This is a genomic window from Streptomyces smyrnaeus (genome assembly GCF_017676345.1).
In the GTDB taxonomy this organism is placed as follows: domain Bacteria; phylum Actinomycetota; class Actinomycetes; order Streptomycetales; family Streptomycetaceae; genus Streptomyces; species Streptomyces smyrnaeus.
Genome location: NZ_JAFFZM010000008.1, coordinates 182,139 through 208,781 on the forward strand (window position 1 = coordinate 182,139; position 26,643 = coordinate 208,781).

The 26,643-nt window shown below is 71.8% G+C and carries 28 protein-coding genes; 15 read left to right on the plus strand and 13 right to left on the minus strand.

Translation table 11 applies throughout. From position 1 onward, the window contains the following. Window positions 1–57: 57 nt before the first annotated feature. Both JW613_RS15315 and JW613_RS15320 read left to right on the plus strand, forming a co-directional pair. Window positions 58–3,408: a S41 family peptidase gene (locus tag JW613_RS15315; RefSeq protein ID WP_209211364.1), complete on the plus strand. Its 3,351-nt coding sequence runs from the start codon at window positions 58–60 to the stop codon at window positions 3,406–3,408. Window positions 3,409–3,558: 150 nt separating this feature from the next. Beyond that, complete coding sequence (locus JW613_RS15320; RefSeq protein WP_209211365.1) at window positions 3,559–3,750, plus strand: hypothetical protein; 192 nt, start codon at window positions 3,559–3,561, stop codon at window positions 3,748–3,750. A 140-nt stretch (window positions 3,751–3,890) separates the two neighbouring features. On the opposite strand, the gene JW613_RS15325 is transcribed toward JW613_RS15320, so the two are convergent. From JW613_RS15325 to JW613_RS15335, 3 genes are read right to left on the minus strand one after another with little or no spacing between them, the layout of a single operon-like run. Continuing rightward, entirely contained in the window at window positions 3,891–4,781 is an 891-nt protein-coding gene (locus JW613_RS15325) for an SDR family oxidoreductase (RefSeq protein WP_209211366.1), read from the minus strand. After that, window positions 4,778–5,761, minus strand: coding sequence for an alpha/beta fold hydrolase (locus JW613_RS15330; protein WP_209211367.1), 984 nt, complete (start codon window positions 5,759–5,761; stop codon window positions 4,778–4,780). The genes JW613_RS15325 and JW613_RS15330 overlap by 4 nt, the downstream gene beginning before the upstream one ends. After that, window positions 5,758–7,395, minus strand: coding sequence for a flavin-containing monooxygenase (locus JW613_RS15335; RefSeq protein ID WP_209211368.1), 1,638 nt, complete (start codon window positions 7,393–7,395; stop codon window positions 5,758–5,760). The genes JW613_RS15330 and JW613_RS15335 overlap by 4 nt, the downstream gene beginning before the upstream one ends. Before the next feature lie 265 nt (window positions 7,396–7,660). Between JW613_RS15335 and JW613_RS15340 the strand changes: the two genes are divergently transcribed. Beyond that, window positions 7,661–8,497: a MerR family transcriptional regulator gene (locus JW613_RS15340; protein ID WP_307865910.1), complete on the plus strand. Its 837-nt coding sequence runs from the start codon at window positions 7,661–7,663 to the stop codon at window positions 8,495–8,497. Here the strand turns inward: JW613_RS15340 and JW613_RS15345 are convergent. From JW613_RS15345 to JW613_RS15355, 3 genes are all read right to left on the minus strand, one after another. Then, window positions 8,441–9,748, minus strand: a complete 1,308-nt coding sequence (locus tag JW613_RS15345) for a cytochrome P450 (RefSeq protein WP_209211370.1) — start codon at window positions 9,746–9,748, stop codon at window positions 8,441–8,443. The two genes, JW613_RS15340 and JW613_RS15345, sit on opposite strands and share 57 nt — an antisense overlap. Beyond that, the gene (locus JW613_RS15350; RefSeq protein WP_209211371.1) at window positions 9,748–10,584 is read right to left on the minus strand and encodes an alpha/beta fold hydrolase; all 837 of its coding nucleotides are present in this window, start codon (window positions 10,582–10,584) and stop codon (window positions 9,748–9,750) included. Before JW613_RS15350 ends, JW613_RS15345 begins: the two co-directional genes overlap by 1 nt. Before the next feature lie 179 nt (window positions 10,585–10,763). After that, window positions 10,764–11,144 (minus strand): winged helix-turn-helix transcriptional regulator, encoded by a 381-nt coding sequence (locus tag JW613_RS15355; protein WP_099881827.1) that lies wholly within the window; start codon window positions 11,142–11,144, stop codon window positions 10,764–10,766. Window positions 11,145–11,291: 147 nt separating this feature from the next. Here JW613_RS15355 and JW613_RS15360 point away from each other — a divergent pair, with 147 nt between their 5' ends. The 3 genes from JW613_RS15360 to JW613_RS15370 all read left to right on the plus strand — a co-directional run bounded on the left by JW613_RS15360 (window position 11,292) and on the right by JW613_RS15370 (window position 12,649). Continuing rightward, window positions 11,292–11,693, plus strand: coding sequence for a RidA family protein (locus JW613_RS15360; RefSeq protein WP_209211372.1), 402 nt, complete (start codon window positions 11,292–11,294; stop codon window positions 11,691–11,693). Between the two features lie 131 nt (window positions 11,694–11,824). After that, complete coding sequence (locus tag JW613_RS15365; RefSeq protein ID WP_245225705.1) at window positions 11,825–12,067, plus strand: hypothetical protein; 243 nt, start codon at window positions 11,825–11,827, stop codon at window positions 12,065–12,067. A 66-nt stretch (window positions 12,068–12,133) separates the two neighbouring features. After that, the gene (locus tag JW613_RS15370; RefSeq protein ID WP_209211373.1) at window positions 12,134–12,649 is read left to right on the plus strand and encodes a hypothetical protein; all 516 of its coding nucleotides are present in this window, start codon (window positions 12,134–12,136) and stop codon (window positions 12,647–12,649) included. A gap of 101 nt (window positions 12,650–12,750) precedes the next feature. On the opposite strand, the gene JW613_RS15375 is transcribed toward JW613_RS15370, so the two are convergent. After that, complete coding sequence (locus JW613_RS15375) at window positions 12,751–13,554, minus strand: exodeoxyribonuclease III (protein ID WP_209211374.1); 804 nt, start codon at window positions 13,552–13,554, stop codon at window positions 12,751–12,753. Window positions 13,555–13,576: 22 nt separating this feature from the next. Here JW613_RS15375 and JW613_RS15380 point away from each other — a divergent pair, with 22 nt between their 5' ends. Further along, window positions 13,577–14,089 carry a GNAT family N-acetyltransferase gene (locus JW613_RS15380; RefSeq protein WP_209211375.1) on the plus strand — a complete coding sequence of 171 codons (513 nt, stop codon included), beginning with the start codon at window positions 13,577–13,579 and terminating at the stop codon, window positions 14,087–14,089. 150 nt (window positions 14,090–14,239) lie between these two features. Here the strand turns inward: JW613_RS15380 and JW613_RS15385 are convergent, their stop codons facing one another. Further along, complete coding sequence (locus tag JW613_RS15385; RefSeq protein ID WP_209211376.1) at window positions 14,240–14,980, minus strand: ACP S-malonyltransferase; 741 nt, start codon at window positions 14,978–14,980, stop codon at window positions 14,240–14,242. A 94-nt stretch (window positions 14,981–15,074) separates the two neighbouring features. On the opposite strand from JW613_RS15385, the gene JW613_RS15390 reads away from it, so the two are divergent. Continuing rightward, entirely contained in the window at window positions 15,075–15,689 is a 615-nt protein-coding gene (locus tag JW613_RS15390; protein ID WP_209211377.1) for a DUF1269 domain-containing protein, read from the plus strand. Between the two features lie 52 nt (window positions 15,690–15,741). Then, complete coding sequence (locus JW613_RS15395) at window positions 15,742–16,062, plus strand: DMT family transporter (RefSeq protein WP_280635172.1); 321 nt, start codon at window positions 15,742–15,744, stop codon at window positions 16,060–16,062. Window positions 16,063–16,079: 17 nt separating this feature from the next. On the opposite strand, the gene JW613_RS15400 is transcribed toward JW613_RS15395, so the two are convergent. After that, window positions 16,080–16,664 (minus strand): class I SAM-dependent methyltransferase, encoded by a 585-nt coding sequence (locus JW613_RS15400; RefSeq protein WP_209211378.1) that lies wholly within the window; start codon window positions 16,662–16,664, stop codon window positions 16,080–16,082. A gap of 310 nt (window positions 16,665–16,974) precedes the next feature. Here JW613_RS15400 and JW613_RS36400 point away from each other — a divergent pair, with 310 nt between their 5' ends. Together JW613_RS36400 and JW613_RS15410 are read left to right on the plus strand one after the other, a co-directional pair. Then, window positions 16,975–17,316: a helix-turn-helix domain-containing protein gene (locus tag JW613_RS36400; RefSeq protein WP_307865911.1), complete on the plus strand. Its 342-nt coding sequence runs from the start codon at window positions 16,975–16,977 to the stop codon at window positions 17,314–17,316. Between the two features lie 180 nt (window positions 17,317–17,496). Continuing rightward, a complete protein-coding gene (locus JW613_RS15410) occupies window positions 17,497–18,045 on the plus strand; it encodes a hypothetical protein (protein ID WP_209211379.1) in 549 nt (182 codons plus the stop codon). A gap of 275 nt (window positions 18,046–18,320) precedes the next feature. Here the strand turns inward: JW613_RS15410 and JW613_RS15415 are convergent, their stop codons facing one another. Next, window positions 18,321–19,280: a putative RNA methyltransferase gene (locus JW613_RS15415; protein WP_209211380.1), complete on the minus strand. Its 960-nt coding sequence runs from the start codon at window positions 19,278–19,280 to the stop codon at window positions 18,321–18,323. A gap of 63 nt (window positions 19,281–19,343) precedes the next feature. Next, entirely contained in the window at window positions 19,344–19,982 is a 639-nt protein-coding gene (locus tag JW613_RS15420) for a maleylpyruvate isomerase family mycothiol-dependent enzyme (RefSeq protein ID WP_209211381.1), read from the minus strand. 125 nt (window positions 19,983–20,107) lie between these two features. Here JW613_RS15420 and JW613_RS15425 point away from each other — a divergent pair, with 125 nt between their 5' ends. Continuing rightward, window positions 20,108–21,049, plus strand: a complete 942-nt coding sequence (locus JW613_RS15425; RefSeq protein ID WP_209211382.1) for a LysR family transcriptional regulator — start codon at window positions 20,108–20,110, stop codon at window positions 21,047–21,049. A 209-nt stretch (window positions 21,050–21,258) separates the two neighbouring features. Here JW613_RS15425 and JW613_RS15430 read toward each other — a convergent pair whose 3' ends face one another. Next, entirely contained in the window at window positions 21,259–22,443 is a 1,185-nt protein-coding gene (locus tag JW613_RS15430) for a macrolide family glycosyltransferase (RefSeq protein WP_209211383.1), read from the minus strand. Between the two features lie 568 nt (window positions 22,444–23,011). Here JW613_RS15430 and JW613_RS15435 point away from each other — a divergent pair. Next, window positions 23,012–23,854, plus strand: coding sequence for a DUF2637 domain-containing protein (locus JW613_RS15435; protein WP_209211384.1), 843 nt, complete (start codon window positions 23,012–23,014; stop codon window positions 23,852–23,854). A gap of 112 nt (window positions 23,855–23,966) precedes the next feature. Here the strand turns inward: JW613_RS15435 and JW613_RS15440 are convergent, their stop codons facing one another. Continuing rightward, a complete protein-coding gene (locus JW613_RS15440) occupies window positions 23,967–24,653 on the minus strand; it encodes a helix-turn-helix domain-containing protein (RefSeq protein ID WP_209211385.1) in 687 nt (228 codons plus the stop codon). A gap of 92 nt (window positions 24,654–24,745) precedes the next feature. Between JW613_RS15440 and JW613_RS15445 the strand changes: the two genes are divergently transcribed. Then, complete coding sequence (locus tag JW613_RS15445; protein WP_209211386.1) at window positions 24,746–25,759, plus strand: NAD(P)/FAD-dependent oxidoreductase; 1,014 nt, start codon at window positions 24,746–24,748, stop codon at window positions 25,757–25,759. Beyond that, entirely contained in the window at window positions 25,756–26,637 is an 882-nt protein-coding gene (locus JW613_RS15450) for a class I SAM-dependent methyltransferase (RefSeq protein ID WP_209211387.1), read from the plus strand. The genes JW613_RS15445 and JW613_RS15450 overlap by 4 nt, the downstream gene beginning before the upstream one ends. Window positions 26,638–26,643 lie beyond the last annotated feature (6 nt).

A 26,643-nucleotide genomic window follows, 5' to 3' on the forward strand; every position in this document is an offset into this window, starting at 1 on the left:
AAATGAGGGACACGTCACAACTTGCTTGGGTGCAAATACACACGAAACATGGAATAGATGACCGACGACGGCGCGTATCTCCGCTTTCCACATCTGCATGGCGATCTGCTCTGCTTCGCCGCCGAGGACGACCTTTGGGTGGCTCCTGTCCCCGAGGCCGGGGAGCCCTCGGAGCGGGCGTGGCGGCTGACCGTGGACCGGACCCGGATCGGCCACCCGCGCTTCTCGCCGGACGGGCAGCGCATCGCCTTCACCAATTGGCGCAGCCTGGACCCGGAGATCTACCTGATCTCCGTACGGGGCGGCCCCGAGCGGCGGCTGACGTACTGGGGCGCGACCGACACCCGGGCGCGCGGCTGGACCCCCGAGGGCGATGTGCTGGCGGTGGCCTCGCACGGGGAGCCGTTCGCGCACCGGGCGTGGGCGTACCGCATCCCCGTCGACGGACCCGACGGCCCGCCCGCCGGCCGCCCGGATGTCTCGTGCCCGGGCAGCAGGCTGCCGTGGGGGCCGGTCTCGGACATCGCCGTGGCCGAGCAGGAGGGCGAGCGCCGCACCCTGCTGCTGACCGGGACACCGCCGCATGAACCCGCAAGCTGGAAGCGGTACCGGGGCGGGGCCACGGGGCGCATGTGGCTGCAGGGCGAGCGGCTGCTGCCGGAGTTGGAGGGGAATCTGGACTCGGTGATGCTGGTGGGCGACCGGGTCGCCTTCCTCTCCGACCACGAGGGCATCGGCAATCTGTACTCCTGCCGCCCGGACGGCACCGATCTGCGCCGCCACACCGACCACGACGCCTTCTACGCCCGGCACGCGGCCACCGACGGACGGCGCGTGGTCTACCAGTGCGCGGGCGAGCTGTGGATGGTCGACGACTTCGCGCACGTGGCACGCCCCCGGCGGCTCGACGTGCGGCTGGGCGGCCCGCGCGCGGGACGGCGCTCCTACCAGGTGCCCGCCGCCGCGCATGTGAACGCGCTGGCCGTCGACCCCACCGGGCGGGCGAGCGCAGTGGGCGTACGCGGCAGCCTGTACTGGCTCACCCACCGCGACGGACCCGCGCGGGCGCTGGCGGACACCCCCGGGGTGCGGGTGCGGATGCCCACCATGCTGGGCGACACCGGACGGATCGCCTATGTCACCGACGCGGAGGGCGAGGACGCCATCGAGATCGCGGACCTGCCCCGCGCCTCCCGGCCCCGGCCCGCCTACCGGATCGCCGCCGGCCGGCTGGGGCGGGTGCTGGAACTGGTCGCCGCACCCTCCGGTGAGCGGCTGGCGGTCGTGGCGCACGACGGGCGGTTGCTGCTGGTCGATGTGCCCGACACCACCGAGACCCCCGAAGCGGACGGCGAGCCCGCTGCGGAAGTCCCCGTCAGCGAGGTGGCGTGCTCCGAGAACGGGCCGGTGCACGACCCGGCGTTCTCCCCCGACTCGCGCTGGCTGGCCTGGGCGCACCCGGGGGTGGGCCGGTCGCTGTCCTGCATCCGTATCGCGAAGGTCACCGGGAGCGTCGGCGGGCCGGAGGGCGAGCGCACGGTCCTCGACGTCACCGACGGGCGGTTCGAGGACGAGCAGCCGGTCTTCACCCGGGACGGGCGCTATCTCGCGTTCCTCTCGTGGCGCGGCTTCGACCCGGTCTACGACGTGCACACCGGAGATCTCTCCTTTCCGCTGGGCTGCCGTCCGTATCTGGTGCCGCTCTCCTCGGCGACGCTCTCGCCGTTCGCGCTGACCCCCGAGGGGCGCCCGGCGGCGGGCGGGCTCGACCCGCAGGACCGCCCGGCCCCCGGCGAGGAGGAGGGCCCCGAGGCGTCGGTGCTGGTGGAGGCGGAGGGACTGGCGAACCGGGTCACCCCGTTCCCGGTGACGGCCTCCAAGTACACGGCGCTGTGCCCGGTGGCCGGGGGCGGGCTGATCTGGCTGCGGTACCCGATCTCCGGCGCACTCGGCGAGACGTTCGTCAACCCGGCCGACACCTCCGGCCGCCCGACACTGGAACACTTCGACCTGACCACCGCCAAGCGCACCGAACTCACCAGCGACGTCGACTGGTTCGCACCCAGCGGCGACGGCACCCGGCTGGTCGTCAACGACGAGGGACTGCTGCGGGTCGTCCCGGCCGACCAGCAGGCCGACTCCGACACCACCACCTACATCGACCTGCGCCGCATCCTGCACGACGTCGACCCGGCGGCCGAGTGGCGGCAGTCCTACGCCGAGGCGGGGCGGCTGATCAGGGCCTACTTCTGGGACCCGGGGATGAGCGGCATCGACTGGGAGGCCGTCCTCGACCAGTACCGGCCGCTGGTCGAACGCGTCGCCTCCCCCGACGAGTTCGCCGACCTGCTGCGCGAGGTGCTCGGCGAACTCGGCACCTCGCACGCCTACGTCACCCCCGCCCGGCGCGACGAGGGCCCCTCGCACTACCAGCGGCCCATCGGCTTTCTGGGCGCTGATCTCATCCACACCCCCGAGGGCGACTGGCAGATCGGCCGCATCCTGCCGGGCGACTCCTCCGACTCCCGGGCCCGCTCCCCGCTGGCCGGCTCACCGGTGCGGGAGGGCGCGGTGCTGACGCATGTGGACGCCCGGCCCGTCGACTCCTGCAGCGGTCCGGCACCGCTGCTGGCCGCGGCCGGCGGCACCACCGTGGAGCTCACCCTTCAGCAGGAGGGACCGCGCCGGGTCGCGGCCGTCCCGCTGATCGACGAACGCCCGCTGCGCTACCAGGACTGGGTGGCGCGGCGCCGGGACGTCGTACGCGAGTTGAGCGACGGGCGCTGCGGCTATCTGCACATCCCCGACATGGGCGGCTCCGGCTGGGCGCAGTTCAACCGGGACGTACGCCTGGAGGTCTCCCGGCCCGCGCTCATCGTGGATGTACGGGGCAACGCGGGCGGGCACATCAGCGAACTCGTCCTGGAGAAGCTGACCCGCACCATCCTGGGCTGGGACCTGACGCGCAACGCGCAGCCCGTCACCTACACCAGCAACGCTCCGCGCGGCCCGGTGGTCGCCGTCGCCGACGAGGCCACCGCCTCCGACGGCGACATGATCATCGCCGCGTTCCGGCTGCTCGGTCTGGGTCCGGTCGTCGGCGCCCGCACCTGGGGCGGGGTCGTCGGTATGACGGGCAGGCACCGGCTCGGCGACGGCACGGTGATCACGGTGCCGATGAACGCCGCGTGGTTCGAGGGCTACGGGTGGTCGGTGGAGAACCGCGGTGTGGAGCCGGACATCGAGGTGCTGCGCACCCCGCTGGACTGGGCCGAGGGCCGCAGCTCCGTGCTGGGCACCGCCGTGAGCACCGCCCTCGACCTGCTGGAACGGCACCCGGCCCGGACCCCGCCCGACTACCGGGACGTCCCCGACCGCTCCCGCCCCCCGCTCCCGCCGCGTTACTGACCCGCACCGCTCCGCACCACCCCGCAGCGCTTTGCAGGCTTTGCACCTTTTGATACGGAATGCGGGTTACGGCGTGGCGTGGCAGGGTGGAAAGTGCCCATGAGGACATGCCCATGAGGACACGTATCCGATCCGTCCGAAGGAGTGACGATGGGCTTCGCAGACCAGTTCAAGTCCAAGGCAGAGCAGCTTCGGCACAAGGGCAAGGCAAAGGCGGAGGAGAGCAAGTCCCGCTCCGGCGGCAAGCAGGGCGGCGGCGGCCAGGACGCCCGCGAGAGGGCGCAGGAGCTCAAGGACAAGGCCCAGCAGCGCGCCCAGGAGTGGAAAGACAAGAACCGCTGACGCGCTCCCACGGCCGACAAGGGGCACCCTCCTGCTACGGGGGTGCCCCTGTCCGTCTTCCGCAGGCTGCGGGTGCGCTTGTGGTTGCTCGCGCAGTTCCCCGCGCCCCTTACTGGGCGCGGGGAACTGCGGGGCAGGCCCTACCGCGAGGCGCGGGCCTTTTCGTCGGCTTCGCCGCCCGCGCCGACCAGCCCCATGGACACCCCGCCCGCCGCCTGGAGCCTGGCGGCCACCGCCCGCATCTCGCGCCGCCCCAGCGGGCCGCCGATCAGCGGCGGCAGATAGCCGCGGATGCCCTGCATGCCGCGCAGCCACCACTGGCCGTACACATGCGGGGCGCGGCGCTCGATACCGGCGACGAGGCGGTCGACGGCGGGACCGAGCGGGTAGGTCTTGTTGGTGGGCCACGGCAGCCGCTGCCGTACGTCCCGCATCACCTCGTCCGCGTCGGCGCCGCGCACCATGTCGGTGTCCGTCCAGCTCAGATAGCCGACACCGACGCCCACCCCCTTGTAGCCGACCTCCGCGCGCAGGCTGTGCGCGAACGCCTCCACACCTGACTTGGAGGCGCAGTACGCCGTCATCATCGGGGCCGGCGTGATGGCCGCGAGCGAGGCGACCTGCAGGAAGTAGCCGCGCGACTCCTCCAGTACGGGCAGGAACGCGCGCCCGGTGACGGCGCCGCCGATGAGGTTGACCTCGATCACCCGGCGCCAGGCCACCGGGTCGGAGTCCATGAAGGGCCCGCCCGTGGCCACCCCGGCGTTGGCGACGGTGATGTCGACCTTCCCGAAGTGCTCCTTGACCTCGTCGGCGACCCGCGCCATGGCCTCGTGGTCGGTGACGTCGGCGTACCAGTGCGCCGAGTCCGTGTGCAGGGACTCGCTGACCCGCTTCAGCTCGTCCGGCTCCAGCCCGACCAGCGCGATCCTGGCACCGCGCGCCGCCATCTTCCGCGCCAGCAGCGCCCCCACACCACGGGCCGCACCCGTGATGACGGCGACCTGCCCCTCCAGACCGACCCTGCTCATGCGCTCTTCTCCTTCGTCATGGCTGCGGCGTCGTCGGCGGCGACGTCGACAGCCGGGAGGTGGTCCCTGGCGAGCCCCGCGAGGACGGCACCGACCGTCTCCGGCTCCTCCAGCGGCGTCATGTGCCCGCGCCGCTGCAGTTCGTGCACGCCTGTGCAGTCGGGCAGCATCGCGGCCAGCCGGTGGGCGTGCGGGAGCGGGGTGAGGCGGTCGTGGGTGCCGATGACGACGGCGGTGGGCGCGTCCAGCCGCGGCACCTTGGCCGCGAGGTCGAGCCCGGCCAGCACCCCGCCCCAGGCGGACCGGACGCGCGTCGGACAGGCGTGCACGATGTGCGCTGTGGCCTGCACGGTCTCCGGCTCCGGACGCGGCCCGAGGGTGCCGTACGCGAGGGCCTTGCGGGTCAGCGGGGTGACCGGGCCCAGCGGCGCCGCCGAGCCCAGCAGCGCCCGGTGTGCGACGGCGCGCACCGACTCGGAGCGGAACGGCAGCACCCGCGCCTGGCCCGTCAACTGCTCGGCGCCGGTGCTGCACAGCAGCAACGCGGCAGCGTGCTCGCGAAGTTGCCTTCTGCCCGCCGCCGCCATGATCGTCATGCCGCCCATGGAGTGACCGCCGACGACGGCCTGTTCGCCCGGCTCCAGTGCGGCGTCCAGTACGGCGCACAGGTCGTCGGCGAGCATGGCGGTGCTGTAGGCCAGGGGGGCGTCGGCGGCCGGGCTGCGGCCGTGCCCGCGCTGGTCGTAGACGATGACGCGGTGGCCGCTCGCGGTCAGCTCGCGGATCACCGGCGCCCAGAAGAGGGTCGAGCAGGTCCAGCCGTGGGCGAGGACGACGGCGGGGTCCTCGGGGCTGCCGTGCACCTCGACGGGGAAGCGCACCCCGTCCCCGGAGCGTGCGGTCAGCTCGCGCGCGGGCGCGGGCGGCGCATAGCGCCCGGTCAGCCCCTTGCGCGGACGGGTACCGGCTAGGCGGCTCATCGCACGTCCTCCCGCACATCCGAGGACGCGGCCGAGGGCAGATCCCCCGCGGCGGGGAAGGCGTCGATGGCGGCTCCCTTGCTGACGCTCCCGGCCGGCAGCGGCGCCTTGCCGCGCGCGGCCCTGCGCCCCGCGGCCTCTCCGGCACGCGGCGCGCGCAGCACCTCGTACTCCTCCAGCCACACCTCGCGGGTGATCTTGCGGAACTCGGCGGTGGTGCCCGGCCACACGGCCACCGGCCGCCCCTGCGCATCCAGATACCAGCTCGTGCAGCCGGTCTCCCAGACACTGGATTTGATGCGTTCACGCAGTTTCGCGTTGTAGGTGTGCTGCGCGATGGGCCGTACGTCCAGCGCGACCTTGTCGCCGCCGCCGAGGGTGTCCAGCTTCCGCATGTAGTCGATCAGATAGTTCAGCTGCGCCTCGATGATCAGCACCATCGAGCTGGTGCCCAGACCGGTGTTGGGACCGATGACGAACAGGAAGTTGGGGAAGCCGGTGGTGGTCGTCCCGCGCAGCGCGTTCATCCCGTCCGCGGCCCAGGACTCGGCCAGTGTCTCGCCGTCCGCGCCCTTGACGAGTTGGGCGACGGGCATGTCGGAGACGTGGAAGCCGCTGCAGAAGACCACCGCGTCGACCTCGGCCTCACGGCCGTCCGCCGACACCAGGGTGTTGCCGCGGATCTCCTTGAGCCCGGAGTCGATGACGTGGGTGTTGGGCTGGGCGAGCGCCGGATAGTAGTCGTCCGACAGCAGGGTGCGCTTGCAGCCCACGCGGTAGTCCGGCGTCAGCTTGCGGCGCAGCTCAGGATCCTTGACGGCACGCTTCATGTGCAGCTTGGAGACCTGTTCCACCGCGGGCAGCAGCTTCGGATAGTTGGCGAAGACCTGCGTCTCCAGCTCCCGTACGCCCCACAGCGCGAAGCGGCGCAGCTTCTGGGTGGCGGGGAAGCGGGTGTGCAGCTTCCGCTCCACCTTGCTGATCCGGCGGTCGCCGCGCGGCAGCACCCACGCGGGGGTGCGCTGGAAGACCGTCAGCTCGCCGACGACCGGCTGGATGGCGGGGATGATCTGGATGGCCGAGGCGCCGGTGCCGACGACGGCCACCCGCTTGCCGCGCAGGTCGTAGTCGTGGTCCCAGGTGGCGGAGTGGAAGACCTTGCCCTCGAAGGAGTCCAGCCCGGGGACGTCCGGCAGCTTCGGCTCGGACAGCGGCCCCGTCGCGGAGACGACGACATCGGCCGTCAGCGTGCCCGCCGAGGTCTCCACCCGCCAGTGCAGCTCTTCCGCGTCCCAGCTCAGCTGCTGGACCTCGGTGTTGAAGCGGATGTGCTGGCGCAGTCCGAAGGTGTCGGTGACCTGCTCCAGGTAGGCGTGGATGTCCGGTTGGGGCGAGAAGCTGCGCGGCCACTGGGGGTTGGGCGCGAAGGAGAACGAGTACAGGTGCGAGGGGATGTCGCACGCGCACCCCGGATAGGTGTTGTCGTGCCAGGTGCCGCCGACGGCGTCCCTGCGCTCCAGGACGACGAAGTCCGTCACCCCCGCGCGGCGCAACCGGACGGCGGCCCCCAGGCCGCCGAACCCGGTACCGATCACCGCCACCCTTACGTGCTCCTGCTCGTGCTCGGCCGCCATGCCGCCGCCTCCCGGGATCTGTCGCGTGCTGCTGTGTCGCTGCGCGCGCCGCGTCTGCTGCGCTGTTGTGTGCCGTGGTGCGCTGCGCCGTGCGCGTTGCCGCACACCGCGCTCCCGCGCCGCGGACCCACAACCGTGCCAGTAATCACTGGCACGGTCACGAGAGTAGGGCAGAGGGATACCCATGGGTAGGGGTCGGCGGCAGGAAAGTTACCGCCGGTTGCACCGAGGTGGTGCCGTACGGCGTCCGCCTAGGCTGGGGGACGTGGCGAGCAGGAACGAACGACAGGCGACGGACGGGGCGGGCGAGCCGACCGGGGGCGCTCCCGGCGAGCAGGCCGGGCACAGCCGGGAGTTCCGCGCGCACGAACTCGCGGAGGCCGCCGGCATCACCGCCCGCACCCTGCGCTTCTACCGCGAACGCAAACTCCTCCCGCCGCCCCGCCGCGAGGGCCGTATCGCCTGGTACGACGAGCACCACCTGGCACGACTGCGCAGCATCACCGCGCTGCTGTCCCGCGGCCACACCCTGGGCGGCATCGCCGACCTGCTCGACGCCTTCGAGAAGGGCCGCGACGTACGCTCGGCAGCCGAGGTCATGGGGCTGGACAGCACGGTCGTCACCCCGTTCTCCGAGGAGACCCCCGTCCGGCTCACCCCGGAGGAGCTCGCCGACTACTTCCAGGGCGAGGTCACCGTCGACAACCTGGCCGCCTCCCTGGATCTGGGCTACGTCGCGATCGACGGCGACGAGTTCGTCCACACCAGCCGCCGGCTGCTGGAGGGCTCCGCCGAACTGGTCGCCAAGGGCATCCCCCTTGCCGACGTCCTGGAAGCCGGCCGCGAACTGCGCGCACAGACCGACGAGATCGCCGCCACATTCGCCCGGCTGCTGCGCTCCCACCTCCTGCCCAGGGAGCGGTCCACCGACCCGGGCGAGCTGAACCAACTGCTCGCGCGCGTGGCCCCCGTCGCCAAACAGATCGTCGAGGCGGAACTCGGCCTCGCCCTGGACCGCCGGGTGCGGGCCGAGCTGGAGGAGTGGCTAGCCGGCCGGACGGATGGGGAGGGCCTTGATGCCGTGGATGAAGTTGGAGACTAGGCGCCGCACTTCCCCTCCCGCCCCGCGCGCCCGCTCCGGCGGCGGCAGCAGAGCGTACGGCGGCAGCAGCCGGGCCGCCTCCTGGTACAGGACGCGCAGCTGGAGGCGGGCGAAGTGGGCGCCCAGGCAGACGTGCGGCCCCTCCCCGAACGCCAGATGCGGATTGGGGGTACGCGCCAGATCCAGGGTGTGCGGCGCGGTGAAGACCCGCTCGTCGTAGTTGGCGGAGGCGTGGAAGACCACCACCTTTTCCCCGGCACTGATGCGACGTCCCGACAGTTCGAGATCCCGCGCTGCCGTACGCCGGAAACTGAGCACAGGAGTGTGCCAGCGCAACAGCTCCTCCACCGCGACGGACTGCGCCTCGATGTCCCCCTCGCGCACCAGGTCGCGCATGGTGCGCTGGGCCCGCGGGTGCTCCGCCAGTGCGAGCAGCCCACCAGGTGCCGCGCTGCGCACCGTGTCGTTGCCCGCGACGGTCAGCAGGAAGAAGAACATCTCCAGCTCGGCACCGGTCAGTTCATGGGCGAGCCCGGTCATCACATCGTCCGCCGGGTGTGCGCGTTTGTACGCCGCCAGCCCACGCGCGTAGTCGAACATCTCCGCCAGCATGGCGGGCGACCTCGGATTGGCCGGACGGCCGTCCGGCCCGAGCACGGTGTGGGCCTGATCGGGGTCCTGGTAGCCGATGATCCGTTCGGTCCACTCCAGCAACAGCCCCCGGTCCCCGGCCGGGACGCCCAGCAGATCGGCGAGGTTCAGCAGCGCGAAGTCGTCGGTGACGGCGGCCACCAGGTCGCAGCTGCCCCGCTCCCGCAGTTGCTCGCACGCCGCCGCCAGCGACCCCCGGGCCCGCGCCCGCACCTTTGCCTCGAACCGCTCCACCCTGCGCCGTGTGAAGGCCCGGCTGACCAGGGTGCGCAGCCGGTGGTGCGCGGGCGGGTCCTGGTTGAGCATCATCCGGCGGATGAACGGCAGATCCTCCGGGTCGGGATCACGGATCTGGGTCGCACCCTCGTGGGAGGAGAACTCGGCGGGCGAACGCAGCACCCGCAGCACATCCGCATGCCGCGTCACCGCCCAGAATCCCGGCCCCGCCGGCCAGCCCAGCACCTCGTACTCCTCCTGCCAGGCGACCGGAGCGCTCTCCCGCAGCACACGGAACGCCTCGTGCGGCAGACCGGAGGCGTAGCGGCGCGGATCGAACACGTCCACATCGGACGCTGCCGCGGCCGTCGCGGCGCTGCCCATCACGCACCGCCTTCCGCACGGAGGAAGTCCTCCACCGCGCGGACGGTCTCCAGCGGCGTCTCGTCGAGCGGATAGTGCCCTGCCGCAGGCACCTCCACCAGCTCGGCGGCGGTGTACCAGCGCAGCCATGTCGTACGCACCACCTCCGCCGACAGCACCGGGTCACCGTCTCCGACGACCAGCCGCACCGGTACCCGGCAGCCGCGCACCTGCTCGTGGAAGTCCTCCAGGGCCCACGAGTCCAACCAGGCCCGGAAAGCACCCGGGTCGGTGCACGACAGCGACCGCTCGACCATGAGGTCCAGCCAGGCGTCCGGACGGCGGTTGCCCGTACTCAGATCGATGATCGCCCTGCGGTTGGCCGGTCGCTGCGCGGCCTGCGCGAACAGCTCCCACTGCTCGCCCTGCAACGGCACCCCGCTCGCGGGCACCGGCGCGATGCCCACCATCCGGCGCACCCGCTCCGGCGCCGCCAGCACGACCCGCTGGATGACGGCGCCGCCCATCGAGTGCCCTACGAGCGAGAACCGCTCCCAGCCGAGCGCGTCCGCCAGCGCCAGGATGTCCCCGGCGGCCTCATCGGTCGTCCAGGAGCCGGGGATGTCCCGCGCCTCGCCGTAACCGCGCAGATCGGGAACGGCGTAACTGAACGTGCTCCGGTCGAGTACGTCGAAGACCGGCGCATACGCCCGCCGGTCGGCGAACCAGCCGTGCACGGCGATCACATGGTGCGCTCCGTCGCCGATCCGGGCGGCGGGCAGTGCAACGGCACCGGTCCCCTCTCCGACACCGGCCCCCGTCCCGTCCTCGGTACCGGACTGCGCTGCACCGTCCATGGCGGCCTCCCCTGGGCACGGCAGGGCCCCGTCACCCCGCCTGCTCCACGGTGGCCCGGCTTCTACCGAGGACACAAGACCGCGGCACGACCGGCCGACGGCCTCCGCGGGTTCCACGACCCGTCAGCCGTCAAAGCGCCCGCCAGCCGTCGAAGGCCCGTCAGGCGGCGAAGCGCCCGTCAGCCGTCGAAGCGACGGCGGGCGGCCTCGATGTGGCCGAGGTACTGGTGGGTCCAGCCGCACATTCCGTCGACCGTGGCCCGCAGTGCCCGGCCGGGCTCGGTGAGGGCGTACTCGACCCGTGGCGGCACGGTGGGATGCACCGTCCGCTCGACCAGCCCGTAGCGCTCCAGCATGCGCAGATTCTGGGTGAGCATCTTGTGGCTGACGCCCTCGACCTCGTTGCGCAACTCGCTGAAACGCAGGGTGCGCTCACCGAGCGCCTCGATGATCAGGAACGCCCACTTGTTGGCGACGTCCGAGAAGATCTGCCGCGCCAGGGAGTCCGCCCGCCGCAGGTCCGCGTCCTCGGGCGAGCCGCTGAACTGCTTGGTCACCATAAGGTTCCTCAGTTGCCGAAAAGTGCGTTCTTCCAGGTCAGCGAACACTCTCTTACAGTTCCGGGGTAACCACAAGAGAGTGGTGAGCCCGGGTTCGACGCAGCCGCAGGAGAACCCGAGCGCACTCCCGGCAGAAAGGCAGGCAGCATGGCCACCATCGGCGTCTTCAACCACAACGTGCCGGCCGAGAGCAGCTTCGGCTACTCGCAGGCGATCAAGTCCGGCACCCTGATCCACGTCTCCGGACAGCTCTCCCTCGACGAGGCGGGCGACTTCCTCCACCCGGACGACTTCGCCGCCCAGCTCGCGCAGGTCCACCGCAACTTCGACAAGGTCCTGGACCACTACGGCGCCACCCGCAACCAGATCGTCTCGCAGACCGTGTACATGGTGGACCTGCAGCGAAACGCCACGGCGATGTCCGAAGGAAACCTGGCGTACTTCGGCGACCACCGCCCGGTCAGCACGGTCCTCGGCGTCACCGGACTGTACTTCCCCGGCCAGGTCGTCGAGATCAGCTTCATCATCGACACCGAGCTGCCCGCCTGAGCGCCTGTTCGCAATGCCGATGTGCGGGCCGGGCCCGGTGTTTCGGAGTGGACCGAAACACCGGGCCCGAACCGTGTGCGGGGCGCAGGATGGCACAACAGGCCCCGCACACGACAACAGAGGGAGCCACGATGAAGAAGGCAGCAGCACGCGCAATGGCCGTCGCGTTGATCGCCACCGGATGCCTCACAGCCAGCACGGGCACCGCCCTGGCCGGCGACAACAGCGGTGCCCCCGGCGGGGGCGTGGCGCCGACGGGTGACAACAGCGGCTCGCCCGGCGGGGGCTTCGCGCCGACGGGCGACAACCACGGCGCGCCCGGCGGAGGCGTGGCGCCGACGGGCGACAACCACGGCTCGCCCGGCGGGACATAGGGGTCTGCATCCGGCGGCTTCCCAGGCGGTGGCCGTCGTGGGGTCTTCTTGGGGAGACTCCTGGGCATGCCTGACAACTCGTTGTTCGTCGCCGGCCTCACAGGGGTGACGGCGATCGCTGCAAGCTCGCTGGCGAGCTGGCTGACCAGCAGGGGCAACGCCCGCGCTGCTCGCGTCCAGGTCGATGCGACTACTGAGGCGCAGCGCCGCGAAGGCACCCGTCAGACCCGGCGGGCCGCCTACCTGAACCTCATTGAGCAGGCCCAGGTCGTCGCTGACGGACTCCGAGGAGTCGACGGTCTCTCGATCACCGAGTGTGAAACCGCGTTGGCCGCTCACCGCGACCGGCACCAGCAGTTGCGTCGGGCGGTGACGCTGGTCGACTTGGAAGGCCCTTCCACGGTTCAAGTCGCAGCATCGAACCTCTTGATCATGTCGGGCACGCTCGCCACAGCCCTGGCGGCCATGGCCGAGAACGCCGACCGGGAGAACCGCCGTGAGTTCCAAGAGACGTTACGTGCCTACATTCGGCTGATCACGCCCCTCGTTGACGCAGCTGCCGCAGCACTGAACGAGAGGTAGGCGCACCTGGGGGCAAGATGCCCGGCTGCACCGACTCGCCCGCACGACGTCGGGCCCATGGCGCCGGGCTCATCGCTGCCGGCTGCACGAGGTGCTGGTGCTCAGGGGCCGAAGTCGACGGTCACCGGCGCATGGTCGCTCCACCGCTCGTCGTGGGTGGCGGCCCGCTCCACGTACGCCTTCACCGCGCGCCCAGCCAGCCCCGGTGTGGCGATGTGGTAGTCGATCCGCCAGCCCGTGTCGTTGTCGAAGGCGCGCCCCCGGTACGACCACCACGAGTACGGGCCCGCCACGTCCGGGTGGAGCGAGCGGACGACGTCCGTGTAGCCGCCGTCGGCCGGGTCGAGGACGCGGGAGAGCCAGGCACGTTCCTCGGGCAGGAACCCGGAGCTCTTCTTGTTGCCGCGCCAGTTCTTCAGGTCGGCTTCCTGGTGGGCGATGTTCCAGTCACCGCAGACGAGCACCTCGCGCCCGGACGCCGCCGCGCGTTCCCGAAGGTCGCACAGGTAGGGCAGGAACGCGGCCATGAACCGCTCCTTCTCGTCCTGACGCTCCGTTCCCACCTCCCCGGAAGGCAGATACAGGCTCGCAACGGTCACCCCGGGCAGATCCGCCTCCACGTACCGGCCCGACGCCTCGAACTCGGCTGTGCCGAATCCCACACGTACGCTGTCGGGCTCCCGGCGGGTGAGCAGCGCCACACCGGCCCTGCCCTTCGCCGAGGACGGCGCCCAGAAGGCATGCCACCCTTCGGGAGACCGCACCGCCTCGGGCAGCTGCTCCGGCTCGGCGCGCACTTCCTGCAGGCAGACCACGTCTGCCTCACTGGTCGCCAGCCACTCCGCGTAACCCTTCTTGGCCGCCGCCCGCAGTCCGTTGACGTTCACCGTGCTCACCTTGTGCATCCGTGCACCTTACGATGCCCGCATGCAGATCGTTCCCGCCCCTTTCGATCACCCGGACGCCCGGAAGCTCAACGATCTCGTGCTCCAGGAGTACGCGCTGCGCTACGGCGACCCGGAAGGTGACGCGACCCCGCTGGACCCCTCGATGTTCCAGCCGCCGCGCGGTCTGTACGTGCTGGCCTACGACGACGAGCAGCGACCGGTCGCCACCGGCGGCTGGCGCTCCAGGGACGCCGCGCGGGGGCCGGACGAGGAGGACGAGAACTACGCGGACGGCGACGCCGAACTGAAGCGCATGTTCGTCCTGCCGGAGGCGCGGGGCCAAGGGCTCGCCCGCCGAATACTCGCGCTGCTGGAGCAGGACGCACGGGAGGCGGGACGCACCCGCATGGTGCTGGAGACGGGCCTCAAGCAGCCGGAGGCCATCGCGCTGTACACCTCGGAGGGGTACAAGCCGGCTCCGGCGAAATTCGGCCACTACCGGTTCCACGAGGAGAGCCGGTGCTTCGCCAAGCCGCTGCGCCGAACCGCCTGACCCGCCGAGCTGACGACCAGCCGAGCTCACACCGGCCGGGCTGACGACCGGCCGGGCTGACCGGTTCCACCGGGGCACCTGGCCCTCGCCGGGTCCCGTCGGCCGACGCCGTCGGCCGAAGTCGTCGGCTGGCGCCATGGGCCAACGCCGTCAGCCGACTGGCGCGACCCCTTCCCCGGCCGCACCGCGCGCGATGTCCGCGGCCTCGGCGATCCCCCGCTCCTCCACCGAGACCACCCGCACCATGGGCCCCACCGCGCCGGCTCCCCCTCCCGTCAGATCGGCGGTCAGTGCGCGACCGGGCGACAGCTCCACCCATCGGTCGGCTCCGGTGCTCCGCAGCGCCGCCGTCATCGCCTCCCAGCGCACCGGCAGGGCGACCGAGCGGGCCAGATCGTCGAAAACGCCGTTCGCGTCCCCGCGCAGACACGCACCGCTCGTGCCCGCCACATAGGGCAGCGTGTGCGTGCGGCGCGGAATGGTGGCCAGGTGCTGCGCCATCCGGATCCCGATGTCGTGCACCGGCTCCTCGGCACGCTCCAGCAGCTCGGCGCGCAGCCGGACCGCCCGCAGCGCCTCCTCGAAGGTGAGCAGGTCGGCGACGAGAGCCGCCGCGAAGCCCCCGAGGCCGTGTCCCGCCACGGCGGACGGGAGCACGTTCTCGTCCTCGATCAGCGCCCTGGCCCCCGCCACTCCGGCGACCAGCAGACACACGTGCCGCGCCACCTCCGACTCCGCCAGCGCCTCGGCCGTGTCCAGCTGCGCCACCCCTCCCGGGTGACCCCACTCGGCCTCGGCCAGCACGGTCGCCGAGGCTGCGGTGTCCGGCAGCCGGTGCAGCATGCCCGCCCGTAGCGAGGCCAGGCCGGGGAAGAGGAACGCGACGCTCATGGGGCCACCCTGACCCGGAGCACCCCGGCCGTGCCAGTCGCACCCCCGAACGGCTGCGGATGCCGGACGCCGCCGGAGCGCCGATGGTGGGCGTATGACGGAAAACATCTTGTTCGCCGACTTCACCGAGCGGGGCACCAGGGCGGCCCTGCACGCACTGGACGAGCTGGAGCAGGCGCATCGCCAGGGCGCGCTGGAACTGCGTGAGGCGCGTGTGATCGGCCGGGACGCGGACGGGAAGGCCGAGGTCGCCGGTGAGGTGGACCACACCGACAGCGCCACCGGCCTCGCCGTGGGCGGGCTCGTCGGCGCGTTGCTCGGTCTGGTGGGCGGCCCGGCGGGGGCGCTGCTCGGTTTCGGCGCCGGCGGGCTGATCGGCGGCAGCCATGACGCCCGCCGGGTGATCGAGACGAACGAGGGGCTGGAGGAGCTGACCGCGGAGATCCCGCCCGGCAGCACGGTCGTCGTCGCCGATGTCAAGGAGACCTCCACCGATCCGGCGGACCGGGCGCTGGGGCCGGGCGTCAGCCGCTATCTGGCCGCCACGGTGCGTCAGGAGCTGGAGGACATCCTGTCCACCCCGCAGCCGGCGCCCAACCCGTCGGACGCCCCCACCGGCCCCCCGACAGCGGGGCACGAGGTCGGGCCGCACGGCGAGGGCGAGCGGGAGCGGGCGAGCGGACGGGAGGAGCACTGGTGGCGGCGGTAGTGGGTACGTCGCCGCACCGACACGGACGGTATCGGCGGCGAGGGAGCACCGTATGGGGCTGGCGTGGGGCGTACTGATCGTCTCCGGGTGTCTGGAGACGCTGTGGGCGACCGCTCTGGAGGCGTCGAAGAACTTCCACCGGCTGTGGCCCACGTTGCTCTTCCTGGTCGCTCTCGCGGCCAGCATGGCGGGCCTGTCGTACGCCGTGTCGCAGATTCCGTTGGGCACGGCGTACGCGGTGTGGGTGGGGATCGGCGCGGTCGGTACGGCGCTCTACGGGATGGCCGTGTTGGGGGATGCGGTCACCGTGGCCCGGCTGCTGTGCCTGCTGCTGATCGTCGGCGGGGTGGTGGGGCTGAAACTGCTGCACTGATGCGTGGTCGCACTGCCTTACGCCTCCCGCACCGGGCGCCGGGCACGGAAGCGCAGTCCGCCGCTCTCCGGATGGCGGTCGACGGCGATGTCGGTGAACCCCGCGCTGGACAGCCGGGCGGGCAGTGTGTCGGGGTCGAGGGTGTTCATGGTGTCCCCGATGTGCAGCAGCCGGAAGCGGAAGTTGGGCTGGCTGTCGGCGCCGGCGAACGTCCCACCCGGTCGCAGCACGCGGTACGCCTCGGCGAAGATGTGGTCCTGCAGGGTGTCGGTGGGTACGTGGTGCAGCATCGTGAAGCACACCACCGCGGAGAACGCCGTGTCCGGCAGTGGCATCCGAGCACCGTCCGCGTGCAGGATGCGCGCGCGATCCCCCCACTTGTCGCGCAGCAGCTCGGCCGTCTTGCCGTCGATCTCGACGGCGGTCACCCGGGGCACGCTCTCGATCAGGACCCGCAGATTGGCTCCGTACCCGGGGCCGATCTCGACGATGTCCTCACCCAGTTCGACGTCCTCCAGCGCCCACGGCAACAGGTGCTCCCGCACACCGGTGGCCCACTTCTCGGAACTGCACAGTCTGCGGTGCGCTCTGTTCATCGGCATACGGGGAAGCTAAACGGCCCTGCCGGAAGTCCACTACGCCCTAGCTGCCAACTGATGCCGCCATACGGACAGCTTCCTGACCCGCTGCCCGGATGCGACTCCCCGCCCGGACAGCAGGCTGGTCGTGCGCAGCTTCCCGCTCCCACGGGACTCATGGTTCGGGGAGCACCGCCATCCGGCGCACCAGTCGGCTTGGTACGCCTGCGGTCTGCTGTCGGTACGCGCACCGGGCGGCACCTGGCTGCTGCCGCCCTCTGATGCTTCCGGCCCGGGAGCGTGCCAAGGGCGTGCTCTTCGATCCGCTCGGCCGGTGCCCGCGCGGGACATCGGGCTGACCTGGCCGACCGATCCGCGGGCCCGCACGGTGGCCGAGTCGCTCCTCGCCGATCTCACCGACTCCCGCCCGCTCGCCGACTGGAGTCGGTCCGCGGGTGCCGGCGCCCGCACGCCGGCGCGGCTGTTCGTGGCCGAGACCGGTCACGGTTTCGGCCGCTGGCGGGAGCGGCTCCGGGTGCAGGAGGCGATGCCGCTGCCGGCCCAGGGCCGTTCGGTCGAGTCCGTCACGCACCGGGTGGGCCACGCCTCTTCGAGCGCGTTCATGCCCGCGTTCCGCCGCACGGTAGGGCCTTCTCCGGGGCAGTTCTTCCGCTGACGGCCGGGGCGTACGGAAGGGCCGAGGGCGGGTCCCGCGCCGCCAATGGCCGTACCACTCCTGCACGTTGTTTACACGTCCCCGCCACCCCGCTACGTTGACGCCCGACCGCCGCCCGGACCCCGATCCGCGAGTCGTGCACCCCCCACCCGCCCCACCCCACTCGGGAAGGTAGGACCCATGAGACTCACTCGCCGTGCTGTGACCGGACTCCTCGGTACCCTGGCCGCCGCCGCCCTGACGCTCTCCGGAACGACGAGCGCCCAGGCCGCCCAGATGGCCCCTGCCGCCACCTCCCAGAGCCCCTCACAGGCCGCCGGGAGCCCTCAGCTCCTCGCGAAGCTCACGCACGCGCAGGCGACGGCCAAGTTCCGGGCCGCGGGCATCACCTGGACGTCCTCCGGCGGCTGCTCGGACCGCAACAACCCCACCTGCACCTCGTTCGACGGGCTGCGCTCGGCCACCGCTGACGGCGCCATCACGCTCAAGAGGGCATCCGGCTGTGCCGTCCGGCTGACCGGCGGAACGGAGACGGGGCACGCCTCCGGAACCTACAGCCACTGGAACGGCTACAAACTCGACATGTCCCTCTCCAGCTGTCTGACCAACTACATCACCGGGACGTTCACCTCCATCGGCGGCTCCAAGTGGAAGTCCGCCTCCGGCAACATCTACTACCGCGAGAGCAACCACTGGGACGTCACGTACTACAACTGCGGCGGCTGCTGAACCTCCGGCGTTTCTTGCAGCTGTTGCAGCTGTTGCGACGGTCGCAACTCCCGCACCTGAGCGAGCCACAGCTTGCGGTGCTGCTCACCGAGGACGTGGGCGCCGCCCGGGATCTCCACCAGGGTGGCGCCAGGGATGGCCTCGGCCAGCCGGCACTCGCCGCCACCGCGGCCTCGAACGCCTCGGCCGTGAGCTCGGCCAGATCGCTGCCCGGCGGTGGCCCGACGGCGGATCGACGACGGACCGACGGCCGTTCGAGCCTGCTGCAGCCTGGTTCAGGCCTGAACGCTGGGTGAGGAATCCGCCCGGTGGACCGAGACGCCGAAGGACGCCGTCACATCCACCGGCCCGCCCAGCGCGGCAACCCGCTCCCGCAGTTCCTCGGGGTCGATGTGCCGCGCGGCCGGTCCCATGGCAGCGAGGTTCTCCACATCCTGCGGGGGCAGCTCGACGGTGTACTCCAGTGCCTCGGTCCGCTCCCTCACGAAGTGGCCGGACAGTGTGCGCTCCAGGCGCTCCTCCTTGTCCGGGTCGACCTCCAGCAGCCCCAACCGGTCACGCAGCTCGTGCAGATGCCGTTCGGTCGGGGTGACCACCAGCAGCACTCCGTCGGGCTTCAGTACCCGGTGGAACTCCGCACTGTTGCGCGGCGCGAAGACGTTCAGCACAACGTCCACACAGCTGTCCCGTACCGGAAACGGCCGCCATACGTCCCAGCTGGCCGCGCCCGCCCGCGGGTGTGCCCGGGCGGCGCGGCGCAGCGCGTACGGCGACGCGTCCAGCGCCAGCCCCACAGCCCCCGGCAACGCCTCAAGAACAGCGGCGAGGTAGTGGCCGGTGCCCGCACCGGCGTCCAGCACGGTGCCGTCCTCGCCGCCCCCGGGCAGTCCCAGCGAGGCCGTGATCCGGGCCAGCGCCCGGGTCAGCGGCGCATAGTGTCCGGCCTCCAGGAACGCCGTCCGGGCCTGCACCATCGCCGCGCTGTCGGCGTTCACGGTGGGCTTGGCGCCCGAGAGCAGGCTGACGTAGCCCTGTCGCGCCATGTCGAAGGTGTGCCGCTGCGGGCAGCGCAGTGATCGTTCCACCACCTCAAGGCCGTCCCCGCAGACGGGACACCGCACCAGCCGCGTCAACGCCGCCCACGGCCCGCGGCCCGCCGGCGCACGGCCCGCCGACTCGCGGTCCGCCGACTCGCGGCGTACGGGCTCGTGGCGTGCGGTGGGGGGTTCGGACATGGTGCGGCGGCTTCCTCGGACGGCGGGGCTTCCAGGCTACCGTCGGACCGACCCGCCCCCGCCCTACGGAGCGGCCGGCCGGGACAGGCGCGCGGTGAAGCGCTCCGCCGCCTCGCCCCCCAGCCGACCAGGCGGCAACCTGCGCCCGAACGCGACCAGCAGCAGGTCCTGCGCCGCTCCCGACACGGGCGCCCCGGCGCCGTACGACCAGTCGAGGTCGTCGGCCCGAAGGGTGACTCCACCGAGGTCGGCACCGAAGAATTTCGCGCTCCTGGGTGTGATGCCGTCCAGCAGGACGCGGACCCGCTCCTCGGGTACGCGCCGCTCGTGGCCCAGCGCGACGGTGATGTCCAGGCCGTGCACCACGTCATGCCCCAGCGCCGCCGGCAGGCCGCCCACCGGGGGCTTCCATGGGTGGTGGGCGTTGTCCCGGAGTGCAGCCGCGATCTCGGTCGTACTCAGGGCCGCCGCGTCCCGGCGCGCACAGTGGTCGGTCATCCGGTGCAGATTGCCGCGTGCCCGCAGCAGTTCGCGCAGCACCTGGGAGCGGGAGGAGCGGAACCCGGACGACATGTGGGCCGCGACTTCCCGTACCCGCCACCCCGCGCACAAGGAAGGCGCCTGCCAGTCGGCTTCCGGCAGGTGCTCCAACAGCTCCGCGAGCTCCGTGCGTTCGGCAGCGATCGCCTGCTTGATGTCCATGGCCGCTCCCCGTGCAGCATCTGCGGTGATCTTCCCAGGGTGGCGTCGGGGCGGCGCATAAGTCCAAGACCAGGTGGTTCTGGCAACCAGAAGCAGCAGTTATGGAGCCGACTAGGCTGCCGGGCATGGATCTGCGGCAGCTGGAGTTCTTCGTCGCCGTGGTGGAGGAGGCCGGCTTCACCAGGGCCGCCGAACGCCTCCACCTTGCCCAGCCCGGCATCAGCGCCCGCATCCGCCGGCTCGAACGGGAACTGGGCCACCCTCTCCTGGATCGCACGGGGCGTTCGGTGACGCCCACCGAGGTCGGTGAGGCCGTACTGCCGTACGCCAGGGCCGCCCTGGAGGCCGTCGAGAACGTCCGCCACGCAGCGGACGCGTTCACCGGTCTGTTGCGCGGCCATGTGGCGGTCGGCCTTGTCTCCGGCGCGACCGGTCAGTTCGACATCGCCTCCGTGCTGGCCGACTTCCATCGTGAGCACCCGCGTGTCGAGATCGCCCTCACCGAGGACACCTCCGAGCGCATGCTCCAGGCCCTGCGCCGGGGCGAGCTCGACATCGGCGTACTGGGGCTCGCGGACGAGCATCCGCCCGAGGGCACCGCGGCCGAGATCGTGGTGGACGAGCCGGTCGTCGCGGCTGTCGCACCGGGCGACCCACTGCTGGCGCACGGGGCGGGACCTGTAGGCGTCACCGCCCTGCGGGACCGCGCCCTGATCAGCCTGCCCAGCGGCACCGGCCTGCGCGGCGTCCTCGAGCGTGCCTGCGCCGAGGCCGGGTTCCGGCCCCGGGTGGCCTTCGAGGCCGCCGCTCCGCCTCTCCTCGCCCGGCTGGCGGCGCGCGGGCTGGGCGTCGCCGTCGTACCGGACATGCCGCCACAGGTGGCCGCCTCACTGGGGCTGCGGACGCTGCGTCTGACGCCTCAGCCGCGGGCCCGGATCGCCCTCACCTGGCGCACCGGCGGCCCGGCAGCCCCCGCCGCCCGCGCCCTGCTGCCCCGGCTGCGCACCGCCCTGGAGGCGCCCAGAACGGGCGACCGCGGCCACGCCCTGGGTGAATGGAGCGCATGACGTACTTCCTCACCACCGACGTCGGCGAGTGCATCGACGAGCTCGACGACGCCACCGCGTGGCCAGGGCGGGGGCGGGGAGACCGTCCCCGCCCCCGGCGCACTGCCCGTCAGCCTTCGCGGCGGTCTTCCTGACGGCCTTCCGGTCGGCTTTCCAGCGGCCTTCAGTGGACCTCCGGCGGGCCGCAGGGCGGCTGTCGGCGGGGTCGGTCAGTCGTCGAACCCGCCGTACTGCTCGATGAGCTCCACAGCGCGCCGCGTACCCCCCTCGGCGCGCGCTTCGGCGCTCAACTCGGCGCACCGCCGGGCGACCTCCGGGTCACTGGTGAGTGCGGACAGCGCCGCACGCAGCCGCTCCGGGGTCGCCTCCTCGGTGTCGATCCGGTGAGCGACGCCCAGACCGACCAGCCGGTCGGCGTTCTGGAACTGCTCGGCCCCCTGCGGCACAGCGATCATCGGCGTCGCGGTGCGCAGCCCTTCGGCGCTGCCGCCCATCCCCGCGTGCGTGACGAACGCGTCGGCCTGCTCCAGGATCGCCAGCTGCGGCACCCAGGAGTGCACTTCCACGTTCTCCGGGATCTCTCCCAGCTCTGCCGGGTCGGTGTACTTGCCGATCTGCAGCACCACATGCCAGCCCGGCAGCCCGCCGAAGGCCGCCAGACAGTGCCGGTAGAACTCGGGCTGTCTGGTGTAGGCGGACCCCAGTGACACCAGCAGCACCCGCTCGGCGCCGTCGGGACGCCGCCATGTGCCACGGGCCGACGGCCCCTCGGCGGAGGGCACGCCGAAGCAGGGGCCGACGAAGGTGACGCGGTCGGTGTCCACCCGCTCGGCGTTGGGCTGCATCGCGCGCGGGATCAGGGCCAGTGCCCGCTCCGGCAGGCTCAGATAGGTGTCGACATCCTTCGTGGTCGCTCCGCAATCGGCCAGCCAGGAGGCGCACTTGGCGCGGAGGGCGTCCGCGCCCGGCAGCCCCCACAGCTGCGCCCCGACCTCCTCCCGGTAGCCGTCCCAGGCCACGAACGTGGGCGAGAGCTGCACAACGGGCCGGTCCTGCTCCTCGGCCAGTGCCCGGGCCGCCAGCGATCCGATGTCGTACAGGTACAGGTCCGGCCGGTCCTGGTCGTAGGCGGCCCGCAGCTGAGGAAGCACGGCTATCGCGTCGTCCAGGAAGAGCTCCATGGCGGCGATCGGATCGCTGGGCCAGTTGTTGTCCGCGACGGGCAGCGAGGAGGTGTAGGGCACCGGCTCGGCGCCCGTGGAGGCGAGGTGCGCGGCGGTCTGTTCGACCGCCGCCGGGTCGTTGGCGTAGGTCACCCGGTGCCCCCGGGCGACGAGTTGCCGGATGATCTCCAGGCTGGGCAGCACATGGCTGACCGCGGGAATGCCGATCATCGCGATATGGGCGCGGCGGTCAGCGGGCCGGGCCCCCGGAATGGCGTCGGACGAACGGGCCGTCGGGGAAATACGGAATTCACCGGATGTGCGGGACGCACGGGATGCGCGGGATGTACGAGACATGAGTGATCACTCGTTTCAGATCTACGGTTTCGCGCCGCGACGAGAATCCGCGGCGGGAAATGGACACGCTGAGCAGACCGGTGTGCGCATGCGCACCGGTGCGAGAGGGGGACGGGGCGCCGCCCCGCGCGTGTCAGCCGTAGATCTGGTGAAAGTACATGCCGCCCACAATACCGACATCCCGCTGTCTCACGCAGGAGTTACATACGTCGTGAAAAGCGCATGCTCATAAGTCTGAGTACTGCCCACAGGGGTTTCCGCTGGCTGGAGTAGTCGTTGACGGGGTTGTACCCGAGACGGTCATCCCCGGCATCCGCCCCTGGCGCTGGTCATCGCGGACGACACAGGGCTGCGCGCCATCGGTCACCACCGGAAGCGTGCGCGTGCGGGACCAGTCTCGACACAGTCGTCTGAACCTGCCCGCAGAAAAGAGAGTTCAGTCTTGACCGAGACGTCGCACTCGTACGCGCCCTATGCACCCCCTGATCCGGACACCGGCTTTCCCGGGCCGAGAAGAGCCGCCGAACCGGACCTGCACTCAGCTCACGCGTACGGCGCCTCGCCGGTCAGGAACGAAACCGCGGCGCGTCTGGGCCTCACCGATCCGACCGATACCGGCACTCTCGGACTGACCCGCTTCGGCTCGCCGCACTCCGAGCACGGCGAGCGCCCCGAGCACGCCGAGCACCCGGACCTGGACGCCGAACTCGCCCACTTCCTCGACACGGTCGAACAGCAGGGGTTCGCCGACTCCCCGGCCGCGCTCACCCGGGCCAGACACCGCAAGGAACGTCCCTTGGAGCGGGTGAAGCAGCAGCGCGGGGCGCAGCTGAGCTGGCGACGGATCCTCAGCGCCTTTTCCGTCACGCTCACTGCCATGATCGTGGTGCTGGTCAGTTTCCTGGGCGCCAAGGCGTCCTACCCGTCGCTCTACGACCTCGCTCAGGAGTCGGCGCCCCCGAGCGTCGCGCACGCCTGGCCGCTGCTGATCTACGCACCCTGGGTCGCCGCCACGCTCTCCATCCTGCGGACCCGCGCCTACCGCCGCCGCACCGTGCACTCCTGGCTCGTCGTACTGTTCTTCGCCGCCGTCGCCTCACTGCTGTGCGTCGCCGACGCACCCCCCACTCCGGCCGGCATCGCGGTGGCCGGCCTGCCGCCCATCACGGCGCTGCTCTGCTTCCACCAACTCGTCCGACAGCTCGACCTCCCTCCGGTGCCCACGGCCCCCTCCCGGCACGCCCGCCCTCCCCGTGGGACCAACCGCCACCGGTCCGCGGGCTGAGGGGCGGTCAACCGGGTTGACCACAAATGGACAACCCGGTTGACCGCTCCCCGCTCAGCACCGGGGACGACTCCGACAGCCGACCGGACCAGCGCTGCGGTCGGCACACTCGTCACCCCTCGTCGACGGCCCGCTCGCTCCCGTCGACGGCCCGGTCACTCCCGTCGGCGGCCCGGTCACTCCGGTCGGCGGGACGGCCTGCTCCCTCGACGGAACGGGCCTGACGGGGCTGCGCCCGGACATGCAGGCGCTCCCCCTGACGACCGAAGAGGCTGAGTATCTCCACGGGGCCGCTGCCCGTGCTGCCGAACCAGTGCGGCAGCCGGGTGTCGAACTCGGCGACCTCACCCGGGCCCAGCACCAGGTCGTGCGCGGCCAGCCGCAGTCGCAGCCGCCCCGAGAGGACATACAGCCACTCGTGGCCCTCGTGCGTGCACAGGTCCGGCTCGGACCGCTGTGCCGGGAGCACCATTTTGAACGCCTGCTGCGGCCCCGGCTGGCTGGTCAACGGCAGCACCGTGTTGCCGTTGACCCGCTGCGGCTTGAGCCGCACCCGGGGATCACCGACCTCCGGAGCGTCGACCAGTTCGTCCAGCGGCACCTGGTGGGCCTGAGCGAGAGGCAGCAGCAGTTCCAGGCTCGGGCGGCGTCGGCCGGACTCCAGCCTGGACAGCGTGCTCTTGGAGATACCGGTCGCCCGCGCGAGGGCGGCCAGGGTGAGCCCCCGCCGGGTGCGCAACCGCTTGAGCCGCGGACCGACCTGGGCGAGAGCCTGTGCGAGGGCGTCGGAGTCTGCCACCCGCCCATTGCACCCTGCTTTTCCCGGAAACGGCAACAAAGTTTGCCGCTCTGCCGCGGCTGGTCGCAGCCTGCGTCCAGGAGGTGATCGCGATGAGCGACACGAAGTCCCCCCGGCGCGCCGACGAAGTCGGCAACAAGGCGGCCGGGGCAGTCGAGAAGGTGTACGACGCGGTGGTGATCGGCGCGGGCGCCGGCGGTCTGAACGCCGCCCTCGTACTGGCACGGGCCCGCTGCACGGTGGCAGTGGTGGACGGCGGCCGACCCCGCAACGCACCCGCCGCACACATGCGGGGTTTCCTCTCCCGAGACGGCATGCCCCCCGCGGATCTGCTGGAGGCCGGCCGGGCGGAGCTCACCGGCTACGGTGCCGACATCTTCGACAACCACGTTGACCGGGTAGCCCCCGGCTTCTTCGTCCATCTGTCCGGCGGAGCAGTACTGAGGGCACGCCGCATCGTGGTGGCCACCGGACTGCGCGACCAGTTGCCCGACATCCCCGGCGTCCGCGAACGGTGGGGACGCGATCTGCTGCACTGCCCGTTCTGCCACGGCTACGAGGTCCGCGACCAGCCGCTCGGCGTACTGGGCACCCACCCCGACTCGGTCGACCAGGCGCTGCTGCTCGTCCAGTGGTCTGCCGACGTCGTCCACTTCCCGCACACCCGGCCACTGAGCGACCAGGACCGCGAACGGCTGACCGCGCGCGGCGTCCGCACGGTCGAGGGCGAGATCAAGCGCCTGGCGGTGACCGACGACCGGCTGGAAGGCGTCGAGCTGACCGACGGCCGCGTCGTACCGCGCAGCGCGGCGTTCGTCTTCCCCCGGATGGTGCCGAACGACTCCCTCCTGACGGAACTGGGCTGCGCCAAGGACGAACGGGGACTGGTGACCACCGACGGCTCGGGCCGCACCAGCGTGTACGGCGTCTGGGCAGTCGGCAACGTCGTGGACCCACGCGCCCAAGTGGTGACAGCCGCGGGCATGGGCGCCGCGGCGGCCTTCGCCCTCACCCACGACCTGGTGGACGAAGACATCGACCGGGCCCTCGAAGCACACCGCGCGGACGCTCTCGCCGTGCCCGCCCCGCAGGGAGCCGCCGTATGACGCAGACTCGCCCGACGGACGTGGACTGGGAAGCGCTCGGCGCGGCACTGGAGCGCGAGGCCGAACTCCACCTGCCCGCCCTGGAATCGGCGACAGCCTGGCTGCGCGACCTGCTGCGTACCGACGCCACGGACGACAGCGCGGTCGGCCGCGTCCTCGACATCGGCAGTGGACCGGGCGTCATCAGCTGCCTGCTCGCCGACCGCTTCCCCGGCGCGGAGGTCGTCGCCGTCGACCAGGCGCCCGGCCTCCTGGAACGCACCCGGGCCCGCGCGGACCGCCAGAACCCGGCCGGCAGAGTCGTCACCCACCGAGCCGACCTGCCCGAAGAGCTGGCCGACCTGGGAGCGGCCGAACTGATCTGGACGAGCCACGCGGTACACCACCTCGGCGACCAACAGGCCGCCCTGGACACCCTGGCCACCCGTCTGCGCCCCGGCGGCATACTGGCTGTCGCCGAACGCGGACTGCCCCCGCGCTTCCTCCCCCGCGACATCGGCATCGGCCGCCCGGGCCTGCAGGCGAGACTGGACGCGGCGTCCGAGGAGAGCTTCGCAGCAATGCGCGCCGCCCTCCCCGGATCGACGTCAACCGTGGAGGACTGGCCCGCCATGCTCTCCCACGCCGGCCTCGTCCCCACCGGCACCCGCACCTTCCTCACCGATCACCCGTCCCCCCTCGCCCTGCCGGCCCGGGAACACCTCCACCACCTACTGACCCGCCTGCGCCACCAACTGGCCCCCTACCTGCCCGAGGAGGACCTCACCACCCTCGACCATCTGTTGCACGGCGACGCCTGCACCGGCATCCTCTGGCGCCCCGACGCCTTCTTCCTCACCGCCACCACGATCCACACCGCCCGCGCCTGCCACCGCTGACCGTTC

Bases quoted from the DNA above. Each gene is read 5' to 3' on its own strand.
- JW613_RS15320 (WP_209211365.1), top strand. From the start codon at position 3,559: ATGGGCTTCGCAGACCAGTTCAAGTCCAAGGCAGAGCAGCTTCGGCAC.
- JW613_RS15325 (WP_209211366.1), bottom strand. From the start codon at position 4,781: ATGAGCAGGGTCGGTCTGGAGGGGCAGGTCGCCGTCATCACGGGTGCG.
- JW613_RS15365 (WP_245225705.1), top strand. From the start codon at position 11,825: ATGAAGAAGGCAGCAGCACGCGCAATGGCCGTCGCGTTGATCGCCACC.
- JW613_RS15410 (WP_209211379.1), top strand. From the start codon at position 17,497: ATGAGACTCACTCGCCGTGCTGTGACCGGACTCCTCGGTACCCTGGCC.
- JW613_RS15330 (WP_209211367.1), bottom strand. From the start codon at position 5,761: ATGAGCCGCCTAGCCGGTACCCGTCCGCGCAAGGGGCTGACCGGGCGC.
- JW613_RS15420 (WP_209211381.1), bottom strand. From the start codon at position 19,982: ATGGACATCAAGCAGGCGATCGCTGCCGAACGCACGGAGCTCGCGGAG.
- JW613_RS15380 (WP_209211375.1), top strand. From the start codon at position 13,577: ATGCAGATCGTTCCCGCCCCTTTCGATCACCCGGACGCCCGGAAGCTC.
- JW613_RS15395 (WP_280635172.1), top strand. From the start codon at position 15,742: ATGGGGCTGGCGTGGGGCGTACTGATCGTCTCCGGGTGTCTGGAGACG.
- JW613_RS15385 (WP_209211376.1), bottom strand. From the start codon at position 14,980: ATGAGCGTCGCGTTCCTCTTCCCCGGCCTGGCCTCGCTACGGGCGGGC.
- JW613_RS15450 (WP_209211387.1), top strand. From the start codon at position 25,756: ATGACGCAGACTCGCCCGACGGACGTGGACTGGGAAGCGCTCGGCGCG.
- JW613_RS15370 (WP_209211373.1), top strand. From the start codon at position 12,134: ATGCCTGACAACTCGTTGTTCGTCGCCGGCCTCACAGGGGTGACGGCG.
- JW613_RS15350 (WP_209211371.1), bottom strand. From the start codon at position 10,584: ATGGACGGTGCAGCGCAGTCCGGTACCGAGGACGGGACGGGGGCCGGT.
- JW613_RS15355 (WP_099881827.1), bottom strand. From the start codon at position 11,144: ATGGTGACCAAGCAGTTCAGCGGCTCGCCCGAGGACGCGGACCTGCGG.
- JW613_RS15360 (WP_209211372.1), top strand. From the start codon at position 11,292: ATGGCCACCATCGGCGTCTTCAACCACAACGTGCCGGCCGAGAGCAGC.
- JW613_RS15415 (WP_209211380.1), bottom strand. From the start codon at position 19,280: ATGTCCGAACCCCCCACCGCACGCCACGAGCCCGTACGCCGCGAGTCG.
- JW613_RS15430 (WP_209211383.1), bottom strand. From the start codon at position 22,443: ATGATCGGCATTCCCGCGGTCAGCCATGTGCTGCCCAGCCTGGAGATC.
- JW613_RS15345 (WP_209211370.1), bottom strand. From the start codon at position 9,748: ATGGGCAGCGCCGCGACGGCCGCGGCAGCGTCCGATGTGGACGTGTTC.
- JW613_RS15425 (WP_209211382.1), top strand. From the start codon at position 20,108: ATGGATCTGCGGCAGCTGGAGTTCTTCGTCGCCGTGGTGGAGGAGGCC.
- JW613_RS15400 (WP_209211378.1), bottom strand. From the start codon at position 16,664: ATGCCGATGAACAGAGCGCACCGCAGACTGTGCAGTTCCGAGAAGTGG.
- JW613_RS15335 (WP_209211368.1), bottom strand. From the start codon at position 7,395: ATGGCGGCCGAGCACGAGCAGGAGCACGTAAGGGTGGCGGTGATCGGT.
- JW613_RS15445 (WP_209211386.1), top strand. From the start codon at position 24,746: ATGAGCGACACGAAGTCCCCCCGGCGCGCCGACGAAGTCGGCAACAAG.
- JW613_RS15315 (WP_209211364.1), top strand. From the start codon at position 58: ATGACCGACGACGGCGCGTATCTCCGCTTTCCACATCTGCATGGCGAT.
- JW613_RS15390 (WP_209211377.1), top strand. From the start codon at position 15,075: ATGACGGAAAACATCTTGTTCGCCGACTTCACCGAGCGGGGCACCAGG.
- JW613_RS15375 (WP_209211374.1), bottom strand. From the start codon at position 13,554: ATGCACAAGGTGAGCACGGTGAACGTCAACGGACTGCGGGCGGCGGCC.